13 protein-coding genes are annotated in these 12,690 nt (G+C 68.7%); 5 read left to right on the plus strand and 8 right to left on the minus strand.

The annotated features are described in order from the left end of the window. The first annotated feature begins 176 nt into the window (after window positions 1–176). From OZ671_RS12395 to OZ671_RS12415, 5 genes are all read left to right on the plus strand, one after another. Window positions 177–875, plus strand: coding sequence for a GntR family transcriptional regulator (locus tag OZ671_RS12395; protein ID WP_268861033.1), 699 nt, complete (start codon window positions 177–179; stop codon window positions 873–875). A gap of 48 nt (window positions 876–923) precedes the next feature. Next, window positions 924–1,958, plus strand: coding sequence for an amino acid ABC transporter substrate-binding protein (locus OZ671_RS12400; protein WP_268861034.1), 1,035 nt, complete (start codon window positions 924–926; stop codon window positions 1,956–1,958). Window positions 1,959–2,022: 64 nt separating this feature from the next. Further along, entirely contained in the window at window positions 2,023–3,213 is a 1,191-nt protein-coding gene (locus OZ671_RS12405) for an amino acid ABC transporter permease (protein WP_268861035.1), read from the plus strand. A 4-nt stretch (window positions 3,214–3,217) separates the two neighbouring features. Beyond that, a complete protein-coding gene (locus OZ671_RS12410; RefSeq protein WP_268861036.1) occupies window positions 3,218–4,312 on the plus strand; it encodes an amino acid ABC transporter permease in 1,095 nt (364 codons plus the stop codon). A gap of 67 nt (window positions 4,313–4,379) precedes the next feature. Beyond that, window positions 4,380–5,543 carry an NAD(P)/FAD-dependent oxidoreductase gene (locus OZ671_RS12415; RefSeq protein ID WP_268861037.1) on the plus strand — a complete coding sequence of 388 codons (1,164 nt, stop codon included), beginning with the start codon at window positions 4,380–4,382 and terminating at the stop codon, window positions 5,541–5,543. Window positions 5,544–5,655: 112 nt separating this feature from the next. Here the strand turns inward: OZ671_RS12415 and OZ671_RS12420 are convergent, their stop codons facing one another. From OZ671_RS12420 to OZ671_RS12455, 8 genes are all read right to left on the minus strand, one after another. Continuing rightward, complete coding sequence (locus OZ671_RS12420) at window positions 5,656–7,026, minus strand: NAD(P)/FAD-dependent oxidoreductase (protein ID WP_268861038.1); 1,371 nt, start codon at window positions 7,024–7,026, stop codon at window positions 5,656–5,658. 207 nt (window positions 7,027–7,233) lie between these two features. Continuing rightward, a complete protein-coding gene (locus OZ671_RS12425) occupies window positions 7,234–7,932 on the minus strand; it encodes a GntR family transcriptional regulator (protein ID WP_268861039.1) in 699 nt (232 codons plus the stop codon). A 73-nt stretch (window positions 7,933–8,005) separates the two neighbouring features. Further along, the gene (locus OZ671_RS12430; protein WP_268861040.1) at window positions 8,006–9,013 is read right to left on the minus strand and encodes a zinc-dependent alcohol dehydrogenase family protein; all 1,008 of its coding nucleotides are present in this window, start codon (window positions 9,011–9,013) and stop codon (window positions 8,006–8,008) included. A 178-nt stretch (window positions 9,014–9,191) separates the two neighbouring features. Further along, on the minus strand, window positions 9,192–10,172 hold the full coding sequence (locus tag OZ671_RS12435; protein WP_268861041.1) for a hypothetical protein: 981 nt from the start codon (window positions 10,170–10,172) through the stop codon (window positions 9,192–9,194). Between the two features lie 151 nt (window positions 10,173–10,323). Then, window positions 10,324–10,773, minus strand: coding sequence for a DUF1178 family protein (locus OZ671_RS12440; protein WP_038302886.1), 450 nt, complete (start codon window positions 10,771–10,773; stop codon window positions 10,324–10,326). Beyond that, the gene (locus OZ671_RS12445) at window positions 10,770–11,606 is read right to left on the minus strand and encodes a carbon-nitrogen hydrolase family protein (RefSeq protein ID WP_268861042.1); all 837 of its coding nucleotides are present in this window, start codon (window positions 11,604–11,606) and stop codon (window positions 10,770–10,772) included. Before OZ671_RS12445 ends, OZ671_RS12440 begins: the two co-directional genes overlap by 4 nt. Window positions 11,607–11,621: 15 nt before the next feature. After that, entirely contained in the window at window positions 11,622–11,879 is a 258-nt protein-coding gene (gene grxC / locus OZ671_RS12450; protein ID WP_038302939.1) for a glutaredoxin 3, read from the minus strand. Window positions 11,880–11,907: 28 nt separating this feature from the next. Further along, a complete protein-coding gene (locus OZ671_RS12455) occupies window positions 11,908–12,681 on the minus strand; it encodes a ComF family protein (protein ID WP_268861043.1) in 774 nt (257 codons plus the stop codon). Window positions 12,682–12,690: the final 9 nt, after the last annotated feature.

The following is a 12,690-nucleotide window of genomic DNA, read 5'->3' on the forward strand; positions in this document are numbered from 1 at the left end:
GCGCCGGCCGGCGCCGGCCGGGTGCCCTCACAGTCCACTCCCGCGGTGTCGCGCGCCGGCGCGGCGGCAAGCCTCGCGGCACGCGCCCGGCATGTCGCGTTGTATAAATAGCGTTGCAATTTTATCCAATCAATGGATTATTGCATACCTGACAACGAGATCGGATGCGAGGCCGGATGGCAGGTGCCGGGCACCAGGCGAAAGCGCGCGATGCCGCGGCCGGACGGGTCCCGGCCCCCGACGCCGTGCGCGACGAACTGCGCCGCGCGATCGGCGCAGGCGAGCTCGCGCCCGGCACCCAGCTGCGCCAGGACGAGCTTGCCGAGCGTTTCGGCACGAGCCGCATCCCGGTGCGCGAAGCCCTGCGCCAGCTGGAGGCCGAAGGCTTCGTCACCATCCAGCCGCATCGCGGCGCGGTGGTCTCCACCCTCTCGCTCGACGAGGTGCTGGAGCTGATGGACATCCGCATCGCGCTCGAATGCCATGCCCTGCGCCTGGCGGTGCCGGCCATGGGCGAGCTGGATGTCGAGGCGGCCGCCGACATCCTGAAATCCTATGACGAGGAGCCGGAACCGGAACGCTGGGGCGACATGAACTGGGCGTTCCATGCCACGCTCTACGCGCCCTGCGACCGGCCGCGCCTGCTCGCCATGATCGAGGCCAACTACGGCCATGTCGGCCGCTTCACGCGCAGCTCCGTGTCCCGCGCCGCCGGCAAGGAAAGGCCGCAGGCCGAACATCATGCGATCCTGGCCGCCTGCCGCCGGGGCGAAGCCGAGCGGGCGGTGCGGCTGCTCGGCGAGCACATCGAACAGACCCAGAAATCGCTCATGGCCGCGGCCCGCCGACGGCCGCCGCTCAGGCCTGGCCCGTAGGGCCGGACATCCCATTCATACCGACGACGCCCAAGGGGGAACCAACGCGTGAACTTCAGGTCCTTCATCCATGCCGGCCTTGCGGCTCTTGCCGTCGGCGCCACGGCCTTCGCAACGCCGGCCTCGGCCGGCGCCACTCTCGACGCCATCCGCCAGCGCGGCACGCTGAAATGCGCCGTCCAGGGCCCGTCCAATCCCGGTTTCGGCGTGCCCGACAACCAGGGGCGCTGGCAGGGCTTCAATGTCGATCTGTGCCGCGCGGTGGCGATCGCCATTTTCGGCAATGGCGACAAGATCGAGATCGCCGCGCTGACCACCCAGACGCGCTTTCCGGCGCTGACCTCCGGCGAGGTCGATCTCCTGACCAACAACACGACCTATGTCCAGCTGCGCGAAACCCAGCTGAGGTTCAATTTCCCGGCCATCACCTTCTATGACGGCCAGGGCATCCTGGTGCCGAAGAAGCTCAACGTGACCCAGGTCCGCCAGCTCGACGGCGCAACCGTCTGCGTCCAGCCGGGCACCACCACCGAGCTCAACCTCGCCGACTATTTCCGCAAGCTGAACATCAGCTTCAAGCCGGTGGTCATCCAGTCGCGCGACGAGCTGACCCGCGCCTATGCCGAAGGCCGCTGCGACGCGCTGACCTCGGATGCCACCGTGCTCGCCGCGCAGCGCTCGACGCTCGCCAACCCGTCCGAACATGTGATCCTGGAAGAGCGGCTGTCGAAGGAGCCGCTCGGCCTCACTGTCCGGCGCGGCGACGACGATTTCCGCGTGCTGGTGACCTGGGTCTTCAACGCGCTGGTCAACGCCGAGGAGCTCGGCATCACCAGGGCCAATGTCGACCAGATGCTGTCGAGCAGCGACCCGCAGATCCGCCGCTTCCTGGGCGTCGAGCCGGGGCTCGGCAGCTCCATGGGGGTCAGCGACAAATATGCCTACGAGATCGTCAAGGCGCTCGGCAACTACGGCGAGCTCTATGAAAAATATCTCGGCGAACGGACCCCGCTCGGCATTCCCCGCGGGCTGAACCGCCTGTGGACAGAAGGCGGCATTCTCTACGTTCCGCCGGCCCGCTGACACGCGTGTCCCGGGAGCGCCGCGCGCCGGCGCCCCCGCCCCACGTCCTGCGCCGAAGACGCCCATGAGCCAGACCGTGCCCTCCGTTCCATCCGCCCGGCCGACGGCAAGCCTTGCCGGCCTCTGGTACAATCCGGCGCTGCGCAAGGTCTTCTGGCAGGTGCTGCTGATCGCCGTGGTCTGCGCGGTCGGCTTCTATTTCTGGTCGAATGCCGCCACCAATATTGCCCGGCGCGGCCTCGCGCTCGGCTTCGGCTTCCTCGACCGTCCCGCCAATTTCGCCATCGGCGAGGCGCTGCTGCCCTATTCGCCACGCGACAGCTATGGCTGGGCCCTCGTGGTCGGAGCCGGCAACACGCTGTTCGTCGCCGTCATCGGCTGCATCCTGACGACCCTGCTCGGCATCCTTCTCGGCATCCTGCGTCTCAGCCCCAATCCCTTCGTCGCGCGGGCGGTCGCGGTCTATGTCGAGCTCGGGCGCAACGTGCCGCTGCTTCTGCAGCTGTTCTTCTGGTATTCGCTGATCACCGCGCTCGCCGGGCCGCGCCAGGCCTACCAGCCGCTGCCGGGCGTGTTCCTGTCGAATCGCGGCCTGCGCATCCCCGCGCTCGTCGCCAACGAGGCCCTCGTCTTCGCCCTTGCGGGCCTTCTCTTCGCCGCCGCCCTCAGCCTGGCCCTGGCAAGGCGCAGCCGGAAGGTGCAGGCCGCCACCGGCGTGCGCCCGCCGGTCCTCGTCTGGGCGCTCGTCGCCGTCCTTGTCCTGCCGGCAGCCGGGGTGCTCGTCTCCGGCGCGCCGCTGAGCATGTCGGTGCCGAAGCTCACCGGCTTCAATTTCAGCGGCGGCGCCGAGCTCAGCCCGGAATTCTTCGCCCTCCTCACCGGCCTCGTCGTCTACACCACCGCCTTCGTCACCGAGATCGTGCGCAGCGGCATCCAGTCGGTCCCGCGTGGGCAGTGGGAGGCGGCGCGCGCCCTCGGCCTGTCCAACGGCCGGATCATGCGGCTCGTCGTGCTGCCCCAGGCGCTGCGCGTGATGATCCCGCCACTGACCAGCCAATATCTCAATCTGACCAAGAACTCCTCGCTCGCGGTCGCCATCGGCTATCCCGACCTCGTCAACATCGCCAGCACGACGATCAACCAGACCGGCCAGGCCCTGGAGGTGATCTTCGTGTTCATGACGATCTACCTTGCCATCAGCCTCGCCATTTCGGCGGGCATGAACCGGCTCAATGCCGGCGTTGCGGCCAGGTGATGCCATGACGCCGGTGTCGATCCCGCATTCCATCGCCGCCCCCCGGGCGCAGGGCCGTCTCGGCCGGGCGGCGGCCTGGTTCTTCTCGAGCTGGAGCAACAGCCTCGGCACGCTGGCGACGCTGGGGCTCGGCGGCTGGCTCGGCTGGCACCTCTATCTCTGGGCGATCCGCAACGCCGTCTTCGTCGGCACGGCCGCCGATTGCCGGGCGGCCAGGGGCGCCTGCTGGGCCTTCATCTCGACCAAGCTCGAATTCGCCGTCTTCGGCCTCTATCCCCTGGAGGAGCGCTGGCGCGCCGTCCTGGCGCTGGCCCTGCTTGCCGCCCTCATCGGCATCAGCCTCGTCAGGCGCTTCTGGTCGGCGCGGCTGGTGGTCGCCTGGGCCGTCATCATCGCGCTCGTCTACTTGGTTCTCGCCGGCGGCGTCGCGGGCCTCGCTCCGGTGCCGCTGCGGCTGTGGAGCGGCATGGTGGTCACCGCCTGGCTGTCGGTGGTCGGCCTCATCGCGGCCTATCCGCTGGGCCTGATCCTGGCGCTCGGCCGCCGGTCCGACATGCCGGTGGTGCGCTGGCTTTCGATCGGCTGGATCGAGATCGTCCGCGGCGTGCCGCTGGTCTCGATCCTGATCATGGCGTCGGTGGTGCTGCCGCTGTTCCTGCCGGAGGGCCTGGAGATCGCCAATCTCATGCGCGCCCAGGTCGCCTTCGTCCTGTTCGGCAGCGCCTATCTCGCCGAGGTGTTCCGCGGCGGCCTGCAGGCTGTTCCGCAAGGCCAGTACGAGGGCGCCACCGCGCTCGGCCTCGGCTATTGGCAGAGCCTGCGGCTCGTCGTGCTGCCGCAGGCGCTGAAGCTCGTCATCCCCGCCCAGGTCAACACCTTCATCGCCATCTTCAAGGATACCAGCCTCATCCTGGTGATCGGCGTCTTCGACTTTCTCGGCACCATCAAGGCCATGCTGTCGGACCCTGCCTGGCTCGGCTTCTCGACCGAGGCCTATGTCTTCGCCGCTGCCGTCTATTTCCTGATGTCCTGGGGCATGTCGCGCTACAGCCGCCATCTCGAGCGCGAGCTGAACCCGGAACGGGCGGGCCGGTCGTGACCGCCGCGGCGCGTCATCTCCGGTCCGGCTTCCGCATTTCCGCATCTTCGCCCTGGGGAGGCGCGCCATGAAGGCCGACGTCCTGATCATTGGTGGTGGCGCCATCGGCAGCGCGGTCGCCTACTTCCTGAAGCTGGCGGATCCATCGGTGTCGGTGGTGGTGGCCGAGCGCGACCCGACCTATGGCCTCGCCTCCACGCCGCGCGCCTCCGGCGGCGTCCGCAGGCTGTTCTCGCTGCCCGAGAACATCGCCCTGTCGCATTTCTCGATCCCCTTTTTCGAGACCTTCGCCGAGACCATGGCGGTGGACGGCACGCCGGCCGAAATCGGCTTCCGGAAGGGCGGCTATCTCTTCATCGTGCCGCCCGAGGCCCGCGACCTGCTGAAAGCCAATTTCGACACGCAGCAGAGCCTCGGTGTCCGCGTCGACTGGCTGGAGCCGGACGGGCTCAAGCACCGGTTTCCGTCGATGCATGTCGGCGATCTCGGCGCCGGCGTGCATTCGCCGGACGATGGCTGGCTCGACCCGCACGGCGTGCTGCAGGGCTTCCGCCGCAAGGCGCGCGCGCTCGGCGCGGCCTTCCTTGCCGAGACCGTCACCGGCCTCGACCGGAGCGGTAGCCGGGTCGCCGGCGCGCGCTGCGCTTCGGGGCTCGCGATCACGGCGGACTGGGTGGTCAATGCCGCCGGCGCCTGGGCCAAGGACATCTGCGCCATGCTCGACATCGCCGTGCCGATCGAGCCTCTGCGCCGCTACGAGCACTATTTCGAATGCGCCGAGCCGATCGAGCCCCTGCCCTACCTGAAGGACCTTGCCCGCCTCGCCTTCCGGCCGGAGGGCAAGGGCTATTCCGGCGGCGTGCCGACGCTCGCCGAACCGCGCGGCTACAATTTCGCGGTCGACCACGGCTATTTCGACGAGGTCGTCTGGCCGGCGCTCGCCCACCGCTTCCCGCAGTTCGAGCGCACGCGGGTCAAGAACACGCTGCCGGGCCTCTACGACCAGAACGATTTCGACGGCAATGTCATCATCGGCCCGGGCGCCGGCGGCCTGTCCAACTTCCAGATGCTCGCCGGCTTCTCCGGCCACGGCCTGATGCACGCGCCGGGCTGCGGCCGCGCCATGGCCGAACTGATCCTCACCGGCCGCTACCAGACCATCGATCTCGCCCGCTTCGGCTGGCGGCGGCTCGCCGACGGCGCGCCCCTGCCGGAACGGGGGATCATCTGAGCGAATGGCAAATGGGGAATGGGGATGCGGCCTCACGCGCCGCCGCATCTCGACGTCCCGAAGGGTGAAGCAACGCCCACCGCCGCCTCCCCATTCGCCATTCGCCGCTCACCTATAGATGTCCCTTGTTCTGGCCGGCGATGCGGCGCATCAGCTCCGGATCGCGGTAGCGCGCGACGGTGAGCGCGCGGGCATAGGCGGGCACCGCTGCGCCGGCGACCCAGGCGGCCGTCAGCGCGCCGGTGGCGCAGGCTGCCATGGTGCCGAAGCCGGACAGCGCGCCGGCGACGAACGCCCCCGAGGTTGCCATCGGCCCGATCAGCGGCCAGTTCTCCTCGGTCATGGTGTAGTAGCCGCCATAATGGTGCGTGTTGCGCGGCAGCCGGCCGATATAGGCGGCGAGGCCGGGATGCAGCCGGCTTGCCCCGCGCAGCACGATGTCCGGAAAATGCGGATCGATCGGCTCCGGTCCACGCGGATCGCCGGCAGTGTGATTGTAGGCCCAGCCGAGCTTGATCCAGCGCCCGTTGTCGGCCCCGTCGGGCCGGCAATGGATGCCGCCCTGCATGGGCGCGAGGAAGCGCGCGGCATTCGGATCCTCCGCCAGGACGGTCCGCTCCTCCTCGCTCCAGGCGATCTCCTGACCGTCGAGGTCGATGGTGAAGGGCATGGTGCGCGAGACGATGCCTTCGCGGTCCTCGAAGGCGATCTTCTGCTGGTAGACCGAGGTCACCGGCAGTTCCTCGCCGAGCATGGCGGCGACGTCGCCGAGGAACGGGCCGGCCGCATTGACCACCTGGTCCGCCCGGATGCGCCGGGTGCCGCCGTCGGTCGCAAGGTCGAGACGGAAGCCGTGATCCCGGGCTATGCCGGCGAGCCGCCCGCGCAGGAGCCGGGCGCCGCGTGCCCGCGCCTCCTCCAGCATGTACTGGCCGAGCTGCTGTCCGCTGATCGAACCGGCGCGGCGGATATGCAGCACCGCCGCCGCATCCTCGGCATAGGTCGGAAAGGTCCGGCGGATGAGGTCCTTGTCGAGAAGGACGTCGACGCCGTCGGGTGCGGTGTCCCAGGCGGCAGAGGCCGGCGGCTGGTAGGAGCCCGCCGTCGTCCGGTCGCGAATGCGGATGACCGCCTCGGACCGCGTGCCATAGCCTTCGTACAGCTCGGCGATGAGATCGTCGGGCCGGGCGCGCCGGGTGACCAGGGCATAACCGCGCCGGGTCATCTGGATACGGTCGCCGGTCGCCCGCGCGATCCTCTCCAGAAGGTCGATGCTGTGATTGGTGAAGGTCGCCATGAGCGGATCCGGCCACCAGTTGCGATAATTCTCGCCGGACTGCGCCGAGGTGAGGCTCATCGGGTTGAGCGCGTCGACGATGCCGATCCGGGTGAAGCCGTGGGTCTCGGCGAGATAGTAGGCGACCGAGAGACCGACGCTGCCCGCGCCGATGACGACCACGTCGAAGCGCAGGTCCTGTTCCATGCCGATCATGTCCTCCGTGGGGCGCTGCCATCCGCCTGCGGCGGCCGCCCTGCCTCGCAATGTCCAATTTATACAATAATCATAATTTGGATACAATCGAGATGGGCATGAACCGGCATGGGCGCGCGGTGGGCGATACGGATGTGACCGGCAACAGGCAGGCCCTCGCGAAACCTGCGCCGGACGAGGGAGCGGCAGGTGCGGCGCCTAGCGTCGCGGACGGATGCGGCCCTCGCGGCGGGCCGCGGCCATCAGCGACTTCTGGGTGTGCTGGATATGCTGCTGCAGGAGCCGGGCGGCCTTTTCGGCCTGGCCCTCGCGGCAGGCGGCGAGAATGGCGAGGTGATCCTCCTGCGGCCATTTCTTGCCTGTCGTCAGTGATACCTGCTCGCTGGTGAAGCGGCCGATCTGCGCGACATTGGCCTCGATCATCGCGATCAGCTTCGGCCGGTCGCAGGCGGCATAGAGCGTCCTGTGGAAACGCCAGTTGAGCTTCGGCCACTGCCGCGGGTCGTCTTCCTCGTCGTAGAGCTTCAGATCCTCCGCGGCCGCGGCGAAATCCTCGTCGGTCATGTTCGGGATCGCCAGCGTCAGCGCCCGGCATTCGAGCGCGATGCGGATCTCCATCAATTCGAGCACGTCCTCGAGCGAGAGATGGCTGACCACCGCGCCGCGGTTCGGCTGGATCGAGACGAGCCCCTCCGCTTCGAGCTTGCGCAGCGCCTCCCGCACCGGGATGCGGCTCGTGCCGAACCGCTCGGCCAGCGCGTCCTGGCGCAGCACGCTGCCGCTTTCGAACTCGCCGGACATGATTGCCTCGCGCAGGCCCTCGAACACGAGTTCGGGCGCCGCGATGCGGGGCGTCGATGCGGCGTCCTGCTGGCGGCGCGTCGGGGAACGGGACATGAGGCGGCAACCTGTATGCTGTGGCGGGCCAGCCGGCAGTGTGGCAACGCGCGCCGCCTGCCGGCAACCGGGATCAGCCGGAATAGGCTTTCGTCACCATCAGCACCTTGCCGGTCCGGCCGCCTTCGCCGGCCGCCGCCATGGCACGCTTCGCCTCCTCGAACGGGATGACCTCGGCGACGGGCGTCGTCAGCGTGCCCGCCGCCATGCCCCTGGCGACGCTCGCATAGGTCGCGGCCACGCGCTCGCGCCCGGCATCGGTGAACCAGTGGATGAGCCAGAAGCCCTTCAGCGTCACTTTCCGGAAGATCAGGTGCTGGGCGTCGATCCGGCACTGCTCGCCCGACAGCAGGCCGTAATTGACGATCGTGCCGCCATCCGCCAGCGCATTGGCGAGAACCGCGGTGGCGCCGCCGCCGATGGCGTCGAGCGCCAGCTTGATCGGCGCGCCGCCGGTCAGTTCGCGCGCCGTCTTGCGGAAGGCCCTGGCGTCGTCGAGCGCATCGGCAGTCACCGCCGTGCCGCCGGCCTCGCGGACCCCTTCGACCGCGCTGTCGCGCCGGACGATGTTGAGCGTGTTGATGCCGCGCTCGGCGGCGAGCTTCACCAGGAAGGTGCCGACCGCGGAATTGGCGGCGTTCTGCATCAGCCAGTCGCCCGGCTGGAGCTTGACCTGGTCCATCAGCAGCGCCTCGGCGGTAGCCGGATTGCCCTTGATCATGGAGGCCTGCAGGAGGTCGATGTCGGCGGGCAGCTTCATGGCGAGATGCGCCTTGATGTTCACCCGCTCGACCCAGCAGTTGAGGATCATCGGCGAGACGATGTCGCCGACGGCAAGGCCGCTGACGCCGTCGCCGATCGCCGCGATGCGGCCGACCGCCTCGCCGCCGGGAATAAAGGGCAGCGGCGGCTTCGATACGCCGTAGAGCCCCTGGATCTGCAGAAGGTCCGAGGGGTTGATGTTGAGCACCAGCATCTCGACCGTCACCTCGCCTGGCGCGGGCGCCGGCGGATCGGGGAGCTCCTTGAGCTGGATGGTCGCGGCGGGATCGCCGAACCCTTCGATGACGATGGCCTTCATGACGGCTCCTCCCTCTCGGGCCGACCCTCGTTCCGGTGCCTTTTCCGTTGTTCTGGAACCTGGCGACGATCGACGTGCTGTTGCACGATTGGAGCATTGCGCCGCGGCGAAGACAAGCCGACGCGCCCCTGTGCGACGGCGCCCTCGCCCGGCGGCGACCGCCCAGCCGGCCGGCCGCTCAGTTGCCGAAGGCCGAAAGGAGATGGTCCGGCGAGGAGGTGTTGTGGCGGCTCGCAATATTGCGGCCGAGGCGCACCTCCATGCCTTGCCCGCCTTGAAAACCCATGACCGGGCTCTGGTGCCAGCGGTTCTCGCCCGGCGCGCGCCATTCGACCTGGGCACCGTCGGCATTGGTCTCGGTCACGTACATGGAGCGGAGCCCGGCAAAGGGACCGCCGGTGACCGGCCGCTCCAGGGCGACCTCGACCGCCACGCGCTGGTCGTCGACGGTGACGACCTTGAGCCTTGCCGAGCCGCCGGCCTTGAAGGCGAGATCGAAGGTCATGGCGGCCGGATCGAAGGCGATGGTTTCGAAATTGACCACCGGCCGTTGCATCATCTCGATCGGCCCGACCAGGAAGGAGGAGCCATAGACGATGTCGCGCAGGTGCGGCGGCGGGCGCGGCTTGATGCGCCAGTAGCCGTCGACCGGATAGAGCACGAGGAATTCGTAAGGTGGGCGGCCGCGCTCCTTGTGGAAGAGCTGGACGAGATGGAACCCTTCCTCGCGCCGGCCCGCCACCGTCACCGGCACGCGCTCCGGCCGCCAGAACTTGTCGAAGGTGATGCCGACGACGCGCAGGCGCGCATCATCGTGCAGCACGACCCGGCGCGGCGTGAACCGGTGGTCGGCCTTGTCGGTAATGGTGCAATTGGTGAAGTCCGGCGCTGTCGTGTCCCGGACGATCGAACCGATCACCGCCGGATGCTGCGCCTCGATGCGGAAGCGCCGGACGGTCGGCGAATGGAACCTGAGATCGACATTGTCCTCCTCGGCGCAGAGCGTCGCCACGCTCTCGTTGCTCACCGTCACCGCGACGTCTTCGGCGCGTGGCGGCACGATGCTCGCGCGGCTCGCAGTCACCGCGACGTCTTCGGCGCGGGCCGGCGGAACGAGGCAGGCGAGCGCGGTGGCGAGGGCGACGGCAAAACGGGACATGCGGGCAGCTCCTGTTCGCAGAGGGGTAGCGGCGCCCTCTGCGAATGTGAAGCCGGAAGGTTATCATTTTCGATTGCGGCGACCGGCACGAAGGCCGGCCGACCCTGATGGAGATCACCGAAAACCTGAAGAAGCCAAGCTCCCCTGGCTCTCAGTTCCGCTCGTCGGGCAGAGTCGGCAGCGGATGGAACTCGATGCCTTCCTCGATCAGCTCGCGCGCCTCGTCGGGCGTCGCCGAGCCGTAGATCGAGCGCTGCTCGCTCTCGCCGTAATGGATCTTGCGCGCCTCTTCGGCGAAACGATCGCCGACACCTTCCGAATTGGCGACGAGATGCTCGCGCAGCTCGCGGATCTTGGCGCGCAATTCGCGCTCCTCCGGCGAGATCATCGCGACCTTCCTGTCGGCATCGGCTCTGGCAGCGCGCGCCTGGCGGTCCTTGCGGGCCACCTGCGGCGCCATGATGGTCTTGCCGACCTTGGCCGAGCCGCAGCTCGGGCAGGTGACGAGGCCGCGCTTCACCTGCGTCTCGAAGCTCTCGGAGGACGGGAACCAGCTTTCGAATTCGTGGGCCTTTTCGCAGGCCAGGGCATATTTGATCATGGCATGGCCTCCAGCCGGAACGGCCGGCCATTGGCAAGGGATGGAATCCGGCCGCGCGTCTCCTCGACCTTGGCAGGATCGATATCGGCGCAAATGACCGCCGGCTCGTCGTGATCGGCCTCGGCCAGGATCCGACCCCAGGGATCGACGATCAGGCTATGGCCATAGGTTTGGCGGCCGCTCGGATGCAGGCCGCCCTGGGCCGCGGCGATGACGAAGGCGCCGGTTTCGATCGCCCGCGCCCGCATCAGCACATGCCAGTGCGCCTCGCCGGTCGGCACGGTGAACGAGGACGGGATCGCCATCACGCCGGCGCCGGCCTCGGCGAGCGCGCGGTAGAGCTGCGGAAAGCGCAGGTCGTAGCAGATGGTCACGCCGAGCTTCGCCCAAGGCAGATCCGTGATCACGGCCCGGTCGCCGGGCGCATAGGCCGCCGATTCCCGATAGGTCTGGCCGCTGGCGAGATTCACGTCGAACATGTGGATCTTGTCATAGGCCGCGACGATCTCGCCGTCGGGCGAAATGAGATAGCCGCGATTGGCCGCCTGGGCCGGCCCGATCTTGATCGCCAGCGAGCCGATATGCAGCCAGATCCCGAGCCGCATGGCCTCGGCCTGGAACACCGGCAGCGAGGCGTCTTCGGCCTCCGTCCGGATCGCCTCGAAGAATTTCGGCCGGTCCGGCTGCAGGATATTGGTCATTTCCGGCGTCTGCACATAGGCCGCGCCGGACCGCGCCGCCTCGCGGATCAGCCCGACGGACTGTTCGAGGCTTGCCTTGACGTCGATATCCGCCCGCATCTGCACGCAGGCCGCGGTGAAGGTCCCGCTCATCACGCTTGCCCGGGGTCAGGCCGCCAGCAGGGAATCGAGCTCGCCCGCCTCATCCAGGGCATGGATGTCGTCGGAGCCGCCGATATGCCGGGAGCCGATGAAGATCTGCGGCACGGTGGTGCGTCCGCCGGACCTGGCGATCATCTCGGCGCGCCGTTCCGGGTGCTGCAGGATGTCGATTTCGGTGAAGCTTGCCCCCTTGCGCGCCAAGAGCGCCTTGGCCGCATGGCAATAGGGGCAGAAATCCTTGGTATAGATCACGATTTCGGGCATCGCGTACGCCTTGAGGAACATTCGGCCATCACATATGGCCTGCGATCGGGCCGTCCACAACCCTTGCCGCCGTCAGGACGTCGATGCGCGCGGCGCCGGCCCGGCGCAGCACCCTTGCGCAGGCCTCGATGGTGGCCCCGGTGGTCAGGACGTCGTCGACCAGCACGAGCCGCCTGCCGGCGACCCAGCCGAGCCGGTCGGGCGCGATGGCGAAGGCGCCGGCGACATTGTCCAGCCTCTGGGCGCGGGTGAGGCCGACCTGGTGCAGCGTCCGCCGCCGCCGCTTCAGGACGAGCGCCTCGTTGGCGATGCCGGTTTGCCCCGCGAGATGTCGGGTGAGCTCGGCCGCCTGGTTGAACCGGCGGCGCAGCAGCCGGCTCCAGTGCAGCGGCACGGGAACGAGCGCATCGGCATCGACGAGGATCTCGCGGCCGGCCCGGGCCATCCAGCCGGCGAGCGCCGGCGCGATCTCCAGCCGGTCGCCATATTTGAGGCCATGGATCAGCGCCCGCCCGACCGTGTCGAAGCGGAAGGCGGCGCGCGCCCGGTCGAAGGCCGGCGGATGGGCGATGGCCGCCGGCGACAATGCGCCGGGCCCGAGATCGAACGGCATGGGGGTACCCAGCCGATCGCAGACGGGCGTCTCGATATAGTCGACCTTGGACCAGCAGGCGGAACAGAGAGCGCCATGGTCGCCGACCGGGTTGCGGCAGGCGAGGCAGAGCGGCGGCAGGAGCCAGTCGAGCACCCGCCGGCCGCCGGCGCGCAAGCTCCGCCCAGCCCGCCGGTGCGCGGGCGGCATCGCCCCTTC

The sequence above is a fragment of the Phreatobacter sp. AB_2022a genome (assembly GCF_026847585.1).
GTDB lineage: Bacteria > Pseudomonadota > Alphaproteobacteria > Rhizobiales > Phreatobacteraceae > Phreatobacter.

What these genes read in the sequence shown, in the direction of transcription:
- OZ671_RS12395 (WP_268861033.1), top strand. Translation starts at nt 177, where the DNA reads ATGGCAGGTGCCGGGCACCAGGCGAAAGCGCGCGATGCCGCGGCCGGA.
- OZ671_RS12405 (WP_268861035.1), top strand. Translation starts at nt 2,023, where the DNA reads ATGAGCCAGACCGTGCCCTCCGTTCCATCCGCCCGGCCGACGGCAAGC.
- OZ671_RS12410 (WP_268861036.1), top strand. Translation starts at nt 3,218, where the DNA reads ATGACGCCGGTGTCGATCCCGCATTCCATCGCCGCCCCCCGGGCGCAG.
- OZ671_RS12415 (WP_268861037.1), top strand. Translation starts at nt 4,380, where the DNA reads ATGAAGGCCGACGTCCTGATCATTGGTGGTGGCGCCATCGGCAGCGCG.
- OZ671_RS12420 (WP_268861038.1), bottom strand. Translation starts at nt 7,026, where the DNA reads ATGGAACAGGACCTGCGCTTCGACGTGGTCGTCATCGGCGCGGGCAGC.
- OZ671_RS12425 (WP_268861039.1), bottom strand. Translation starts at nt 7,932, where the DNA reads ATGTCCCGTTCCCCGACGCGCCGCCAGCAGGACGCCGCATCGACGCCC.
- OZ671_RS12430 (WP_268861040.1), bottom strand. Translation starts at nt 9,013, where the DNA reads ATGAAGGCCATCGTCATCGAAGGGTTCGGCGATCCCGCCGCGACCATC.
- OZ671_RS12435 (WP_268861041.1), bottom strand. Translation starts at nt 10,172, where the DNA reads ATGTCCCGTTTTGCCGTCGCCCTCGCCACCGCGCTCGCCTGCCTCGTT.
- OZ671_RS12440 (WP_038302886.1), bottom strand. Translation starts at nt 10,773, where the DNA reads ATGATCAAATATGCCCTGGCCTGCGAAAAGGCCCACGAATTCGAAAGC.
- OZ671_RS12445 (WP_268861042.1), bottom strand. Translation starts at nt 11,606, where the DNA reads ATGAGCGGGACCTTCACCGCGGCCTGCGTGCAGATGCGGGCGGATATC.
- grxC (WP_038302939.1), bottom strand. Translation starts at nt 11,879, where the DNA reads ATGCCCGAAATCGTGATCTATACCAAGGATTTCTGCCCCTATTGCCAT.
- OZ671_RS12455 (WP_268861043.1), bottom strand. Translation starts at nt 12,681, where the DNA reads ATGCCGCCCGCGCACCGGCGGGCTGGGCGGAGCTTGCGCGCCGGCGGC.